Source organism: Enterovibrio litoreus (assembly GCF_045679545.1).
Classification (GTDB): domain Bacteria; phylum Pseudomonadota; class Gammaproteobacteria; order Enterobacterales; family Vibrionaceae; genus Enterovibrio.
Genome location: NZ_CP166194.1, coordinates 1,974,616 through 1,990,462, shown reverse-complemented (window position 1 = coordinate 1,990,462; position 15,847 = coordinate 1,974,616). Strand labels below are relative to the sequence as shown.

Below are 15,847 nucleotides of genomic sequence, written 5' to 3'. Positions count from 1 at the left end.
TTCGGTTTTAAATGAATGGAGTGAGGCTCCAATGTGTATTTTTAGCGCTTAACGCCGCATTGCATCAGCGTCTGATTTGTTAGAAGTTCTGTCACTAAAACGTGAAAATAAAAAGGTGCATCGCCAGCCAGCATTTGTTGCTCGGGCTTGATGAGCGCATCTTTTGTCAATGTGCCAAAGGTGTTGAAAACGGTCTTGGATGGCTGACCTGTCACCGCCATACCAAGCTTTGCGCAAATGCTCAGATTGTTGATGAGTGACAATTGCATCGTATTCTCGTTCGTGTCACTCACGCCTAATAAAGCAAAGTAATCACCGTCTCGTAGCCAAATTTCTCCGTTATGAATAGTGAGCTTTTCTCCCTCATTCATTTCTGTCCAAGGATCTTCAAATCCCAGAGCTTCAAGCACCTGTTTCATGCTTTCAGGCGCAGGAAAGTGCAATTGACCGGCACTTATCCCAAACACAGGGAAGGACAGAATGGAGACAAGACCAACCGCCATGAGCCACGGAAAATCGAGACGATTTAATACTTTGCTAGCCAATACGCACCACGCATATTTCACATTTCACACACTACAAGTGTAGACGGATGATTTGAATGAATGACAAAGGTATCAATACCATTGAAAAGTTTCTCTTATGGAGCAAATCACAAAAATCGATGAAACGTTCATTCGCTAAGCTGTACTTGCCTTCGTGAAAATTAACAAAGTCTTTAAATTACAAAGTGAAAGAGTGAATTTTTTTATTCTTTTTGAGTAGCCTATTTATTGAATTTACGCGATCCCTTGCCTATACATAAGTATGAGAAAAAGTGATTTTTAGAGCTGCGAAGTCTGATTGATGTGTAAATTTTTCTGACAATGAGTCTTTAGCTCTTCATTAATGACGCCGATAGCGACACATTGCACATCATCTAAGTGTATTTCCGGCGAGGGGTATAAATGAATACAAATTCAACATCAGCGAAGAAACCGCCGGCACGACCGCGAGAGCGCGTTATCATGGGCCTTCAGGCCATGGATTTTATTCAGCATGGCACTGAAGCGTCACTTGAAATCATCACGCCACTTGGGCAACACCTTGGTTTTAAAGCTAATTTTATAGGCTTCGATGATCAGCAACATATTTTTTTCACCATGCCCAGACTTACCAAAAAGCAATATGAAGAATTTTTCATGGAAGGATTCAATGTTGATATTGAGGGGATTTCTGAGCAAGGCGAAGGCGCGTTGGTGAGGTTTAGAACCCGTATTGCCCACGTCGTTTTTCGTCCTATTCAAGTGCTTGTATTTCCCGTTCCTCAACAGGCAAAACTTGTGTTGTTGAGAAACGAGATACGCTATGAACTGCGTTTGCCCGGTGACATTCAGCTATCAAACCGCAAATTGGGTGTGATCCTGACTGATGTTTCATCGGGTGGTTGTGGGTTTAGCTACGAAGCGATTTCTCCTGAATTCGACGTAGACCAAAAGATTGTGCTTGAGGTGGTAAACAAAGCGAATGGGGACACTTACGCGTTGAGTGGCGGTGTTAAAAATGGTCGAACCAAGCGTGGCAAGCAAACTTACGGAATGGTGTTTGATGAGCCCGGCAAAGCAAACTGTCGACGATTACTTTCAACGTTGATTTACGACGGCACCAAATATGTGTTTAAGAACCCTAAAAAAGAAACGGGGCCGGGCGGAGGTTAACGGCAATCAGTAACAGCGTAAAGCACCGTATGACAACGGTGCTTTTTTATGAAATCAGGAAGTGTTCGGATGAAAAAGCACAAAACATGCTTTTATTCAAATATTTAATAAAAGCTGTCTCATTTCTGATTGCATGATGAACTCTTGTCTAAACTTAGTGTAGTCCCCTATAAATCAGATATATCCATGACTGACCCAAATGTTGACAACCACTTTGTGACGGCTGCTGTCGTTGCCGCTGAATTGTATAAAGCACGTGAGATTGCTAACGATATATCCTTGACCGCCAGCAATGCTCGAGCGCTTGCTTTGCGCGCGGGCCAAGGTGCTGCGGGGTTTCGAGCAATCACCGATTTTATTGACCAACTCGCTGAAACTACGGTTAAAACTTCAGACATTATCAACCTCAAGGCGGTAACAATTAGTCGACTGGCAACAGTCGCTGTGCGCAGTGAGCGAACCATTGATCGCTTTAAAGATGCCGCCGTAGTGAGTCGAGAGGCTCAGTTTGTCCAAAGCATCATTGACCCCATTGAACACATGAAAGCCGAACATGCCAAAGTGATCCGCCTTTTTCATAGAGAAGTCGCTCAGTTGTCCGAGCTGCTTGAAAATCTCGCTCGAGAGATCAAAACAGCGTCTGTTCTTTCAGCTATGTCTCGTGTTGAAGCGTCACAGTCGGGTAAGAAATTTGAAGAGGGACTGAATGTGGTTGCCGACAATGTATCCAAGGCAGCAGAACGTATCCAAGTTCATATTATGCTCTCTCAGTCGCTGTGTCGGGAACTGTCTGACGACTATTACTAGAAACATTTTACACCCATGAACAATGGCACTTAGGTCTCGGAGACAGGCTGAAATGATAACAAAAGAAATCTATTCTGGTGAAACACACCAATGGTTTATGTTTGGTAGAGATCCCTCTAAGCCAGAAAAAATCATTGATACCAATCAGTACATGATACGCACGCCAAAAAGTGCCTTGCTGATGGATCCTGGTGGTATGGAGATTTTTTCAGCCATGCTTGCTTCTGTGGTGAAACAAGTCCCAATCACCCAAATTCATCATCTGTTCGCATCACATCAGGATCCCGATATCATTTCTTCACTTGGCCTGTGGGACACGGCATTAATGGAGACTAAGCTCCATGCGCCTTGGCTGTGGGAGGGGTTTATTCGTCATTTTGGCATGCAGAATATCGAGTATGTTCCTATTGCTGATGAAGGTGGGCGCTTAGTGATCAATGGTGTGGAAGTGCGGTTTATTCCTGCTCACTATCTACACGCATCGGGCAATTACCACGTTTATGATCCCGTCGCGAAGATTTTGATGAGTGGTGACGTTGGCGCCGCACTGGAAGCGGATGACGCGCCAATAGAAGTGGAAGACTTTGACGAGCACATTCCAAAGATGCACGGGTTTCACCAACGCTGGATGCCTTCCAATGAAGCTAAAAATGATTGGATACGACGAGTTCGATTGTTAGATATTGAAATGATGTGCCCACAGCATGGACGAATATTTACGGGGGAGAATGTGGGGAAATTCTTAGATTGGTTCGAAGAGCTCGACGTAGGCATCGCGATAAAGTAGCGAGCTGATTGCTTGAGGTTGTTCGGTTATCGGGTAACGAAGAAAGAGTGCACGCTGCACTCTTTTCTGTTTTTTTGTGGTGCCTTTTCTAAAGCGACTATTTGAAAGCGCTGTGGCCGGTCTCAGTCTTTGACGGTTAAATCGCTACTCTCTGAAAACGAGTAGGAGGTTTAGTGCTTCTCCAGCATCAATTTCATCGTTCGAATTGTCATCAAAAAAACGATTAAAACCCGCCAGTCTTGGGTCATCACTATTGATGTGATGAAACCCCATGCTCCAGTTTTTGAATTGACGCTCAGGAATGGTTTTTCGCATTAGCTCAACCACAGAATAGTGTCGGTGATCTTTGCAGATAACCTCGAACAATGGATAAAGCACTGATTCTTCGCCTTCAATCACTTGAATGAAGTCGCCATCTTTGTAAAGAAGCATTCCCGTAACACCTTGTCGCTCATTGTTTCTCCGAATAGATGCCAACATGCTGGCAAACTCTTCATCGGTAAACGGATGCTCTGCACTGCTAATGTAAACAATCTGCTTTAAGGTATCACTCATTGCGACCTCCACAATTCACGCATCTATCGACCTTAGTTACCTATTCTCATTTTCTATAAGTATGTATTAAAAATGAAAAATTGCATGACTGTCGTGGCTAAGTGAGGGATTCGATGTATAGCACCGTACTTTGTATGTCGTGTGCATTGAGAAAGTTAAGCCAACGGATTTGATGCGGCTGTAATTTGTCGCCAGGGCCTTTAATTTCGACAAACTGACAGCCCCCATCTTTTATCATGAACAAATCAGGGTGTCCGGAGCGGTTGGACTTTGTGTCGAATAGGATTCGCTTCATACAGGCAATGATCTGGTCGCCTGTCAGTGTTGAACATACCGCTTCAATTAAGGGCTTATCGACGAGCGCCCAGTTTACCCAGTCGTTAGTAATACCTTCTTTTTCATCATAAACGTCCATGATTGAAAAACTGCCTTGCTGAAATTCGCTGATCCTCTCATTGATGAGTGCCAATCTACTGGTAGCAAAATCGGGTGAGTACATATCCCTTGGTGATCGTTGAAAGGGGTTTAAGAACGCTCCTTTGATCGGTGCAAATATGATGTCCCAGAACATCAAGCCAAATAGGCCATTAAGTACCGCATTTTCACAAAACCAGACTTTCCAGCCGTCGCTCTCATATGTTCTGGCTGCGGCGTTTTCAACGCGACCTTCAAAAGCGAGTGGCAGGGTGTTGGTCGCAAATTGCGCAGCGGGTGCGCGCGAAACAGAAAAGGGTAGGGTAGAAAGGGGGACTTTTTTGGCAAGTTGTCGCCCAATACGCTGCGCGACGTCCTTTTCATCTTCATTGATGGGATATTCAATCATGGCGTTAACAGCTTGGATGGCTGAATGAAAGTCTTCCTGTTTGATGGCTATGCGTGCAAGACGTTCGCGAGCTGGTGGTAAACACGATTGTGTAAATAAACGCGTGGCGATTGCGAAATCGCTAGCGCGTTCTGCATCTCGCGCCAGACGATTGGCGAGTTTGTCCCATTTGCGAGCGAGAGGCGTCCAAGTTGGTCTTTTGGGTAGTGAATCGATCAGCGCGATTGCCGCTGATGAGTCCTTTATTTCAGTGTATTGCCAATAGTTATCATTGAGTGTAGAAAAAAATAGCCAATCTTCTATTTGGTCTCTTGAGTTAAACAGTCTGTCTTCATTAAGAAGTGATACCCTCTCGAATCGATAAATACCTAAGTCACTTAAAACAAATTGGCTGAGGTCTTGTCGAGAGTTGCCAAAGTACAACAACAGAAAAATGGGCAGTACATCGTGAGGCATACATAAACAGTCTGTCGCCAGTGGTGGGATGCCCTCTTCAGTAACCGATTGGGAAATTGTAGAGATGATGTCGCTTTTTTTCGCAGAAGCTTTGAGTGGAATCGCTGAGAAATGCTCAAGCAGTTCTGGCTTGGTCATTAGCTCGGCGGCGACAACAAACGAAGGCGTGCGGGTGACAAAGACAAAGCTCTGATTGACGAGTTCGTGAATAGCAGTGTCAATATCATTGATTTCGTCATAGTGAAGCTTGTCACGACGAAACCAGCAGCCTTTGCGTGATAGTAGTCTTACGGTGAGCAGTTTTGCATCCAGCGACAGTGAAGAAAAAGTCAGCAGCCATTCTTGTTCCGTTTTGGTCAGTAAATCGTCATAGCGAGTCGCCACAATGTTGATAATGGAGTGGAAATTATCGAGATAGTAGTGAGCGGATAAAACGGGTGGGGCTGTGTATTGTGGATGCATATAGGGATGTTCGTTTCGATTCGACTCGTCAGATTATGGCAGGCGATGAGGGCGGTCTTCAATGGAATGTCGTTTCATTTTGTTTTATAGGGGTTAAGGGTTCGTGAAAATTTCACGTCTATTGATGGGATTCATCGTCTTTTTGGCATTTGACGTATTCGCTGATGCATCGGTCAATGCAATTAACAGCACATTGCCTATCAAAGCAGCAGATTGCTTGATTGTGGACCGTCAAGGTAACATTTTGATGATTGATGAAGCGATCAGCGGTAAATACTCGATTCCGGGTGGTTCAATTATTGGTGATGAAACGCCACAAGTTGCCGCTAAAAGAGAAGTGTTTGAAGAGACAGGGCTGCATGTTGAGACGGGAGATTTGATCGCTCGCACTTATAATTCGGCTATTTTTGCCTGCACATTAAAAACGTCCACCCCTTACTTTGTTGATGAGAATGAGCGACGTGTGCTGATGGCATGGTCTGCGCCCCATTTTGGCAAAGAAGTGACGCGCGTATTGCTATTGCCTGATACGCCAACGGTTCGAAGAAACTATCGATTCCCTGAACATAAATGGATGTTTCCCAAGTGGGTGCCGTTAGTCACGCCGAGTGATTTTGTGTTGTCTCCAGGGGAGTCTGAAGATCTCACACCCTTTTATCGCAACCAGTTGAGTGTACTGCAGTCTTTGCATGGATATAGAGCGGCAAGTCGCTCTTTCGCGAGTGCCAAAAATGCCATTATTGCCACGGGTAGCCTCATCACACCTCTTTTCTTTATTTTATCTTTGGCATTTATTCGAGCCTACCATGGTCATCGTGCAACATTAATTTATGGCGCAGGGCTTTTATTGGTGTCCCTGTTTACCTTGGTCATGACCACGATTATCGAAGTACCACGCCCTTACTTTATCGATCCTGTTTTTGGTGAACACGACACATTAGGGTATACGTTACCCGCGAGTATTGTGGCTTTAACCACCTATTTGTTTAGCTGGCTTGTTCTGTCTTGGGATAAAGAAAAGTACCCACGAGGAAGAAGGCGGTTAGCGCTGGTTGGCACGATTTCTGTGTTGCTGGTGAGTGCTAAGGTGTTATTGCAGGGGGAGCACTATCCCTCTGATGTGGTGGTTGGATGCTTCATTGGTCTCGGCGCGAGCTTTGCACTTCGTCAACTCAGAAATTGGCGATTCGCGAACAGAACCCGAGTGCTGACCTCTGCCAGATTTTGGCTGTTCTCGTTTGTGTTTGCGGCCGTCTTGGGATTGTGGATTCATAAACCTCATATCATCTATATATCCGCGATTTGTCTGGGTACATACTGCTCACTACTTTGCCTCAAAATATATCCGATTTACGTCTCTGCGGTTAGGCGTCATGCCAAGGCGACATTTTTTGTCATGGCATCGGCAGGGGTGTTAGTTTTGGTGTTGATGGATAATATTTTGACGGCCAAATATGCGGTCAATCAAATTATTGTTGCTTTGAACTGCGGCACAGGATGGGCGATTGCTGTTTGGGTGTTGGTGGTAACGCCAAGGGTGTTTCGTCACATCATGCGGCAATGACTGCGGTTATCGCTTGACCACCACTGCTAGGGCGGAACAATGCTTGATAAGGGCGTTTTAAAAACAAACCAGTAGAAAACGGCAGGCCGACTTTGCCCCTAAGTTGTGTGTTTTCAGCCGCTTTTCCTCGTGTGAGGGTTGCATTTCCACTTTGATGCACCTCACACCTGAGGTAAAGTGATGGGCATCGAATTCAACGCATTCTGCCAGCAGCCGTAAGGAACCACGGCGTATCTACTGGCCTCAGGGAGCATGATGTTACCAGCACTTACCCACCAGCATATTCTCGAACCTGTCGTTGGGCGCTATCTGGATGCGCTCAAAAATAACGGATTTCAGGGTGATGTAGAAACTTTCTATGCCAGCCGACTTGCCGTTGCGACAGATAATTCTGTTTATCAGTTACTGCCTCAAGCTGTCGTTTTTCCCACGTCTGTTCAAGATTTATCCTTGATCGGCGCGCTGTGCAAAGACGACGAATTTAATGAAATTCGTTTTTCAGCGCGTGGCGGCGGTACGGGTACGAATGGTCAGTCGTTGACGCAACACATTGTCGTAGATGTGTCTCGGCACATGCGGAAAATCCTCGAAATCAATGCTGAAGAAGGCTGGGTACGGGTTCAAGCGGGTGTTGTAAAAGATGCGCTCAATGATGCGCTTCGCCCTCACGGATTCTTTTTCTCTCCTGATCTTTCTACCAGTAATCGTGCCACAGTCGGCGGCATGGTGAACACAGATGCTTCTGGTCAAGGCTCACTGCGCTATGGCAAAACCTCTGATCATGTTCTTGGACTCACCGCAGTCCTCGCTGACGGCTCTTTGTTAGATACCAACAGGCTATCAAGTGATGAGATAGCGGCCAATGAGCGACAAGATTTTGCTGGCCATGCACTGCGAACCGTTGCTGAAATTTGTCGCTCAAAACGAGCTGACATTGATGCCAAATTCCCCCCTCTTAACCGCTTTCTGACGGGGTATGATCTCAAAAATGCCTACGAGCCAGAAAACGATACGTTCGATATTGCACGTGTGCTTTGTGGCGCTGAAGGCTCGCTGGCATTTATTGCGGAAGCCAAACTAAACATCACGCCAATCCCAAAAGCCCGTACGCTGGTTAACGTCAAGTACGACAGTTTCGACTCGGCGCTGAGAAGCGCTCCTGTGATGGTTGAAGCCAATGCTTTATCGGTCGAAACCGTTGATTCGCGTGTCTTGAACCTTGCTCGTGAAGATATTGTCTGGAACACAGTGAAAGAACTGCTGACGGATGTGCCGGGCAAAGTGATGCAAGGCATTAATATCGTCGAGTTTGCCGGCAATGATACCGAAGAGATTGCTGCGCAAGTTGCTGCGTTAACAGCACGCTTAGATGTGTTTGTTGAGACGGGCGAACAAGGCGTGATTGGTTATCAAGTCTGTGACGATCTGGCTTCCATTAACCGTATCTACAATATGCGTAAAAAAGCGGTCGGCCTGCTTGGTGCAACCAAAGGGGCTGCCAAGCCCGTTGCATTCGCGGAAGATACTTGCGTGCCCCCTGAAAACCTTGCTGATTACATTGTGGAGTTCCGTGCTCTGCTAGATAGTTACAATCTGGATTACGGCATGTTTGGTCACGTTGATGCGGGGGTATTACATGTCCGTCCGGCACTTGATTTGTGTGACCCTGAACAAGAACGCTTGATGAAAACGATTTCCGATCAAGTCGTCGCGCTGGTGGCGAAATATGGCGGCTTGATGTGGGGCGAACACGGTAAAGGTTTCCGTTCAGAATATGGCCCTGAATTTTTCGGCGACGATCTGTTTAACGAACTGCGTAAAGTCAAAGCGGCGTTCGATCCTGACAATCGCATGAACCCAGGTAAGATCTGTACACCATTTGACAGCGCAGACACCTTGGTCAAAGTTGAAGGCCCGAAACGTGGTGCGCTCGATCGCCAAATCCCGGTGGTAACCCGTGATAGCTTCCGTCAAGCAATGGAATGTAACGGTAACGGCCTGTGTTTTAACTACGACACCAGTTCACCAATGTGTCCGTCGATGAAAATCACTTATGACCGTCGCCACTCGCCAAAAGGCCGAGCAGGCATTGTGCGTGAATGGCTGAGACTGCTGGCCGAGCAGGGTGTTGACCCACTCGTGCTCGAAAAAGAGCTAAGTGAAAAAACACCATCAGTTCGACAAATTGTCGCGCGTTTCAAAAACACCTGGCTAGCGAAAAAAGACGATTACGACTTCTCTCACGAAGTGATGGAAGCCATGAACGGGTGTTTGGCGTGTAAAGCCTGTGCCACGCAATGTCCGATAAAAGTGGATGTGCCAAGTTTCCGCTCTCGCTTTATCAATCTGTATTACAGCCGCTATCAACGTCCGGCCAAAGATTACTTGGTGGCAAACATTGAATCTATGCTGCCTTGGATGGCGAAAGCGCCAGTGATTGTAAACACCTTTACTCAACCAAAATGGGCGCAGGCTGTAACCAAAAAAGTGGTGGGTTATGTCGATGCGCCGGCATTGTCTGTACCGACGTTGATGGAATCTTTGGATGGACACCATTCTACAAAGTTTGATTTGCAATGGTTGCAGGCGCTGAGTGACGAAGAGCGTTCACGTTACGTGCTGATTGTTCAAGACCCATTCACAAGCTTTTACGAAGCAGACGTGATTCGTGATTTGGTCCGCTTGGTTGAAAAGCTTGGCAAAAAGCCAATGCTATTGCCGTTCAAACCAAACGGTAAGGCGCAACACATTAAGGGTTTCCTCAAGAAATTCGCCAAAACGGCAACCAACACGTCTGATTTTCTTAACCAAGTGGCTGGGCTATCCATTCCAATGGTAGGTGTCGATCCTGCTCTGGTGCTTTGCTATCGGGACGAATACAACGAAGTCCTTGGTGATAAACGTGGTGACTTCACCGTTCTCACCGCCCATGAATGGTTGTTGAACGAAATCGACCATGTACCAGCAAAGGAAAATGCAGATACAGATGCTTGGTATTTGCTGGCGCACTGTACCGAGAAAACCAAACTGCCGAATGCAGAAGCAGAGTGGGGGCGTATTTTTACCCACTTTGGTGGCAAATTAGAAGCCGTGCCAGTGGGCTGTTGTGGCATGGCGGGTACTTATGGGCATGAGTCAGATAAACTGGAGAATTCCAAAGGCATTTATCACTTAAGCTGGAAGCCTCGTCTTGATTCATTGCCGCACTCGCGCTGTATGGCAACAGGCTACTCTTGTCGCAGCCAAGTGAAGCGCTTTGAACATAAAAAGCTATTTCATCCCGTGCAGGTGTTGTTAAGGCTGGTTTAAGCTGGCTGCTTAATCACATGGTGATTTAGAAAGGGAGCGCAAAGCTCCCTTTTTTTCGGCTGTGTTTTTGAACAATAGTGGGTGCGTCTTAATAGTTGGGCGAGGCATATTCTGCTAACTGGTAGTCTTAGCTGTAACGATTTCCTCATCTAGGAAAGGAGTTGCTATGAGTATGCTTCAGCCACACATCACGTTTCATGGTGTTTGCCGACATGCATTGTCTTTTTATGAGGATGCGTGGAATGGAAAAATCACCAGATTAACTACATTTGATGACTCTCCCGTTGAGTTCCCAGCTCACATTCTCACTCGCATTATGCATGCTGAATTTGTGTCGCCGGAAATTCGCTTTTTTGCATCTGATGGACTGGACGATTCATTGGCACAAGGTTCCGGCGACGTATCGTTTCATGTCACGCTAAATGATGAGCGGCGGCAAAGTGAAGTGTTTCTGTCGCTGTCTGACATGGGGCAGATCATTATGCCGTTGGACTACACCTTCTGGGATGTGCGATTTGGCATTGTTATCGACAAATACGGTATTCGCTGGATGCTAAGTTGCCCTTCAAGTGACAGTGATTAATCCGCGCACCATGGCGATTAACAGATAGCAGATAACAGATAAAAAAAGCCCCAGTCCAGCTGGGGCTTTATTTTGACCTCAAGTTGAAATCTTTATATCAAAGGTAGGTATCAATAATTGACGGTTTGTTCTTCGTTAGGGCTAAGCCAACGATAAACCACTCCAGCAATGAACGCTCCAATCAACGGTGCGACCCAGAATAGCCAAAGTTGCTCAAGCGCCCAATCACCCACAATCAATGCAGGCCCTGTGCTACGAGCAGGGTTAACAGACGTATTGGTCACTGGGATACTGATAAGGTGAATAAGGGTCAGTGATAAACCAATGGCCAAGCCAGCGAAGCCGGGGTTAGCGAGTTTGTGTGTTGCGCCCATGATGACAATTAGGAACATAAAGGTCATCAGCACTTCAGTAATGAAACCTGAAAGCAGGTCATAACCACCGGGAGAGTGTGCACCATAGCCGTTAGATGCTAAGCCACCGGCGAGATCGAAACCGGGTTGACCACTGGCAATGATGTATACGGTAAACGCGCCCACAATGCCGCCTGCGACTTGAACTACAATGTAAGGGAGGAGTTCGCTGGTGGGGAATCGACCACCGGCCCACAAGCCAACAGAAACCGCAGGATTCAAATGACATCCCGAGATGTGGCCAATGGCATATGCCATGGTAACCACGGTTAAGCCGAAAGCGAGCGCTACGCCCAAAAAGCCAATACCGAGGTCTGGAAACGCTGCTGCAAATACGGCGCTCCCGCAGCCCCCGAGTACTAACCAGAATGTACCGATGAACTCTGCTGTAAGTTTTTTCAACATATCACAACCTTCTTTTCTCTCAATGTTATGGAATGGCGGAATGTTAATCACAAAGTGTATTAGAGCTTGCACCTAGTAAGTGATTTAAACCTAGCACACTATTCTGAATGCGCAGTGAAAGCTGTCTACTTGCGTCTCGACACCCACCAAAAGCACTTATGACTTAGCACTAAGGTCTTGTGTCACAAGTGAGTGACCAGAGTGTGTAAGTCGCAGCAGTTGATCTAGTCATCGCTGTAGGATCGTATATGTGTTATTGTTGAAAAATCAGAGAGTTGGATAAAGAGGCTATTAAAATGATTAAAATTGCGGTTATTGGTGGATTAATCATTGTTGGCGTATTGGCTGCCAAATTTCTTGATGAAGATTCGCAGAAAAAAGCAGTAATAGGTCTGTGTGTTCTTGTGGCGCTTGCTGCGCTAGGTTTGGTGATCTCTGAACTGATACGATGATGGTGAGATTTATTCTGATAGATATCATCTGAGTAGAAACAAAAAGCGAACCATAAGGTTCGCTTTTTTGTGTCTATCTATCGGGCTGCCGAGCGGTTTCTATTGCCGGATGGACGATTTTTCCCTCCAGCAGGTCTTGAGCCGGCCGGTTTGTTCGAGGCTCCAGGCTTAGACCCGTTTGGCCTAACGCCATTTTGTTGCTTGTTCGTGCCTGTACCTTGAAGCTTTGGTTTTCCAGAGGTCGGACGTTGAGCGTTTCCAACAGGCTTACCTTTTGCTCCTTTGCCTTGACCCTGAGGCTTACGGATATCAGGCTGGTTAGGGTGCTTGGTGGCAAAGCGTTTCGCACCTGGACGGTTTGAACCACGACGCTGCAAGGCGGCCATTTCAGCTTCGCTTCCCTCACGCGGGATCAAACAACCTTCACGATCACCAATTAGGTGGCGTTTGCCCATGCTGGTCAGCGCTTCACGAATGATTGGCCAGTTAGCCGGATCGTGATAGCGCAACAGGGCTTTGTGCAAGCGACGTTGAGTTTCACCTTTGGCAACAAACAGCTCTTCACGCTTCTTGTATTTCACGCGTTTCAGAGGGTTGGTCTCAGAGTGATACATTGACGTTGCGTTACACATTGGCGATGGATAGAAATTCTGTACTTGATCGCACTGGAAGTCGTTCTCTTTCAGCCACAGCGCCAAGTTCAACATGTCATCATCTGTACAGCCAGGGTGTGCGGCGATGAAGTACGGGATCAAATACTGCTTTTTGCCCGCTTCTTTAGAATATTTCTCGAACAGCTCTTTGAAGCGATCGTAAGCGCCCATGCCCGGTTTCATCATCAGATCCAGCGTACCTTTTTCGGTATGCTCTGGTGCAATCTTCAGATAACCACCTACATGGTGAGTCACCAATTCTTTCACGTATTCTGGTGATTCAATCGCGAGGTCATATCGCACACCTGATGCGATAACCACTTTCTTCACGCCAGGCAATTCACGAGCAGAGCGATACAGGTCAACGGTGTGTTTATGGTCTGTGTTCAATTTTTCACAGATTTTTGGGAACACACACGATGGTCGACGACAGTTTTGCTCTGCGCGAGGATCAGAACAGCCAAGGCGATACATGTTCGCAGTCGGGCCACCCAGATCAGAAATCACGCCAGTAAAGCCAGGCACTTTTTCGCGAATATCTTCAATCTCGTTGAGGATAGATTCCTTCGAACGGTTTTGAATAATGCGTCCTTCGTGCTCTGTGATCGAACAGAATGAACACCCACCAAAGCAGCCACGCATGATGTTGACCGAGGTCTTGATCATTTCATACGCAGGAATTTTTGCGTTGCCGTATTTAGGGTGAGGGACACGTGCGAAAGGTAACCCGAACACGTAGTCCATTTCTTCCGTGGTGAGTGGAATAGGGGGGGTATTTACCCAAAGCTCTCGCTCGCCATGTTTTTGAATCAGTGCGCGTGCGGAATAAGGGTTGGCTTCCAAGTGCATCACGCGGCTTGCGTGTGCATAAAGCACTTTATCGTTGACCAATTTCTCGAAAGAAGGCAAACGAACATAACTGTTTTCAGCATCATGACGGGGTGGGCGAACCATGATGGGCTTCGCTTCGTCGTCTTTTTTGGTCTCGCAGGCCGTTTCAGTGGCATACGGGTTAGGCATGACCATGGTCTTACCTGGCTTGTCTATGCGTGAGCTATCAACTTCCGTCATGTCCTCAGGCGCTTTTTTCAACATCACTGCCGTGCCGGCGATACGGCTCATGTTCGCGACGCTTTCGCCTTTAGCAAAGCGATGGGCGACTTCAACCAACGCGCGTTCAGCGTTACCAAACAGAAGGATGTCAGCTTTCGCATCGCACAGAACAGAACGACGGACTTTGTCTGACCAATAGTCATAATGCGACAAGCGGCGAAGACTCGCTTCAATGCCACCCAGAACAATTGGCGTCTCTTTATAGGCTTCTTTGCAGCGCTGTGTGTAGATCAACACAGCGCGATCAGGACGCATGCCGCCTTTGTTATCTGGCGTATAGGCATCGTCGTGACGAATTTTTTTGTCTGCGGTATAGCGGTTGATCATGGAATCCATGTTGCCCGCGGTGATACCGAAGAAGAGGTTTGGCTGACCCAGCGCCATAAACGCTTTTTTGTCTTGCCAATCTGGCTGCGCAATGATGCCGACGCGGAAACCCTGAGCTTCTAACGTACGGCCAATAACAGCCATACCAAAGCTTGGGTGATCGACATAGGCATCGCCTGTAACAATAATAATGTCACAGCTGTCCCAACCTAGCTGATCCATTTCTTCTCTGCTGGTTGGCAGAAAAGGTGAAGTGTCATAACACTCAGCCCAGTATTTAGGGTATTCAAAGATGGGAGTGACGGAATTGCGCATTTTTTGACCTCTTTCTCGCAAGGCGGCAATTATAGCGGCTTGTAGAGAGGAGAGCCAGAAGGTTTAAACCCGCAATTTTGCAGGGTTTTTGGCGAGATTGGGCTGCACTACCCGAAAATGCAGCCCAATCGTGTCAGAATTTGTAGCTTACACCCAGCGAAAATAGATACTGACTGGCATTGTAGAACGCGATATTGGAGTCGATGTTTTTGTATCCGGCTAATGAAATGAAGGACAAAGGCTGGATATCAAAGAGCTGGCCATATTCATACGCGAGGAAGGCGCCGTATTCTTTGTCAGCACGTGTGGTACCAAAAACGGGATGATTCGCATCGTAGTCTCGAGCATGGTATTTACCCGTTAGTACAATTTTATTTCGGCCAGCAAAGCTGAAATAGGAAAGCTCACCACCCAGTGATTGATAAGACATCGCATCGCCTTCTGCATCGTGGTTGAAGTAAACAAATGCGGGCGCGACACCCAAACCGCGACCTAGAAACTGGCGATAACTCACCTTGGAGTAGAGTGTGTCACCCGCACGGTTTAGTTGGTTTTGCTCTGCAACCGTAAATCCAGGGCTTCCGCTTTGTTCATCGTCGATCTCGGTTTGGGCGTAGGCAACATCCAGTGATAGTGGTGACCCTGCAATACGATTTAATTGCAGACGGAATGCATCACCAGATTTATCGGTTTCACTGCGTGTCGCGTCGGTGAGATAGGGGTTTGACCAAACCTCTTCTGACAATACGGTAGGCAAGTAAGCTGCGGTGATTTGTGTACCGGATGCCAGCTCATGTTTGTAACCAATTTCTAGCGCTATTGTTCCGACGGCAATATCTTCACGGGTCGTACCGACGAAAATTTGTTGATTGAGCCCTTCGCCCCACGTTAAGGCTAACTTGCCGAGAGGCCCAAAAATGGTGTTCGTTTCACGATTCCCACTGCTGTTTAGCGGGGTGTTTTTTATGGCATTACCACTGGTAGAGAGATTAGAGTCGGTAGAAACCACACCACCGATGAGTGAAATCTCTCCGCTGAGTCCGCCTCTTTCTGCTAACCCTGCATGAGAAACAAAGGGCAACAAAACGAGAGTGGCTAAAAGAGGGTGTTTAACATTCATGCGCGC

General features: G+C 46.9%; 14 protein-coding genes. 7 read left to right on the top strand and 7 right to left on the bottom strand.

Translation table 11 applies throughout. The annotated features are described in order from the left end of the window. Positions 1–41 precede the first annotated feature (41 nt). Positions 42–566 carry a hypothetical protein gene (locus AB8599_RS08660; RefSeq protein ID WP_407330507.1) on the bottom strand — a complete coding sequence of 175 codons (525 nt, stop codon included), beginning with the start codon at positions 564–566 and terminating at the stop codon, positions 42–44. Positions 567–947: 381 nt separating this feature from the next. On the opposite strand from AB8599_RS08660, the gene AB8599_RS08655 reads away from it, so the two are divergent. The 3 genes from AB8599_RS08655 (at position 948) to AB8599_RS08645 (ending at position 3,291) form a co-directional block, all read left to right on the top strand. After that, on the top strand, positions 948–1,697 hold the full coding sequence (locus tag AB8599_RS08655; protein ID WP_407330506.1) for a flagellar brake domain-containing protein: 750 nt from the start codon (positions 948–950) through the stop codon (positions 1,695–1,697). Positions 1,698–1,883: 186 nt separating this feature from the next. After that, a complete protein-coding gene (locus tag AB8599_RS08650) occupies positions 1,884–2,504 on the top strand; it encodes a chemotaxis protein (protein WP_407330504.1) in 621 nt (206 codons plus the stop codon). Positions 2,505–2,556: 52 nt separating this feature from the next. Continuing rightward, on the top strand, positions 2,557–3,291 hold the full coding sequence (locus AB8599_RS08645; RefSeq protein ID WP_407330503.1) for an MBL fold metallo-hydrolase: 735 nt from the start codon (positions 2,557–2,559) through the stop codon (positions 3,289–3,291). 144 nt (positions 3,292–3,435) lie between these two features. Here AB8599_RS08645 and AB8599_RS08640 read toward each other — a convergent pair whose 3' ends face one another. Both AB8599_RS08640 and AB8599_RS08635 read right to left on the bottom strand, forming a co-directional pair. After that, positions 3,436–3,846: a BLUF domain-containing protein gene (locus AB8599_RS08640; RefSeq protein ID WP_407330501.1), complete on the bottom strand. Its 411-nt coding sequence runs from the start codon at positions 3,844–3,846 to the stop codon at positions 3,436–3,438. 97 nt (positions 3,847–3,943) lie between these two features. Beyond that, the gene (locus tag AB8599_RS08635; RefSeq protein WP_407330500.1) at positions 3,944–5,587 is read right to left on the bottom strand and encodes a VRR-NUC domain-containing protein; all 1,644 of its coding nucleotides are present in this window, start codon (positions 5,585–5,587) and stop codon (positions 3,944–3,946) included. A gap of 103 nt (positions 5,588–5,690) precedes the next feature. Between AB8599_RS08635 and AB8599_RS08630 the strand changes: the two genes are divergently transcribed. Continuing rightward, entirely contained in the window at positions 5,691–7,151 is a 1,461-nt protein-coding gene (locus AB8599_RS08630; RefSeq protein WP_407330499.1) for a phosphatase PAP2 family protein, read from the top strand. Here AB8599_RS08630 and AB8599_RS08625 read toward each other — a convergent pair. After that, entirely contained in the window at positions 7,138–7,311 is a 174-nt protein-coding gene (locus AB8599_RS08625; protein ID WP_407330498.1) for a hypothetical protein, read from the bottom strand. The genes AB8599_RS08630 and AB8599_RS08625 overlap by 14 nt on opposite strands. 95 nt (positions 7,312–7,406) lie before the next feature. On the opposite strand from AB8599_RS08625, the gene AB8599_RS08620 reads away from it, so the two are divergent. Together AB8599_RS08620 and AB8599_RS08615 are read left to right on the top strand one after the other, a co-directional pair. Next, a complete protein-coding gene (locus AB8599_RS08620; protein WP_407330497.1) occupies positions 7,407–10,460 on the top strand; it encodes an FAD-binding and (Fe-S)-binding domain-containing protein in 3,054 nt (1,017 codons plus the stop codon). A 166-nt stretch (positions 10,461–10,626) separates the two neighbouring features. After that, positions 10,627–11,043 (top strand): VOC family protein, encoded by a 417-nt coding sequence (locus AB8599_RS08615; RefSeq protein WP_407330496.1) that lies wholly within the window; start codon positions 10,627–10,629, stop codon positions 11,041–11,043. 110 nt (positions 11,044–11,153) lie between these two features. Here AB8599_RS08615 and aqpZ read toward each other — a convergent pair whose 3' ends face one another. After that, on the bottom strand, positions 11,154–11,861 hold the full coding sequence (gene aqpZ / locus AB8599_RS08610; protein ID WP_407330495.1) for an aquaporin Z: 708 nt from the start codon (positions 11,859–11,861) through the stop codon (positions 11,154–11,156). A 296-nt stretch (positions 11,862–12,157) separates the two neighbouring features. Between aqpZ and AB8599_RS08605 the strand changes: the two genes are divergently transcribed. Further along, the gene (locus tag AB8599_RS08605) at positions 12,158–12,313 is read left to right on the top strand and encodes a hypothetical protein (protein WP_407330494.1); all 156 of its coding nucleotides are present in this window, start codon (positions 12,158–12,160) and stop codon (positions 12,311–12,313) included. Between the two features lie 77 nt (positions 12,314–12,390). Here AB8599_RS08605 and AB8599_RS08600 read toward each other — a convergent pair whose 3' ends face one another. After that, complete coding sequence (locus tag AB8599_RS08600; RefSeq protein ID WP_407330493.1) at positions 12,391–14,721, bottom strand: YgiQ family radical SAM protein; 2,331 nt, start codon at positions 14,719–14,721, stop codon at positions 12,391–12,393. 133 nt (positions 14,722–14,854) lie between these two features. Beyond that, on the bottom strand, positions 14,855–15,841 hold the full coding sequence (locus AB8599_RS08595; protein WP_407330491.1) for a DUF2860 domain-containing protein: 987 nt from the start codon (positions 15,839–15,841) through the stop codon (positions 14,855–14,857). Between the last annotated feature and the right edge of the window lie 6 nt (positions 15,842–15,847).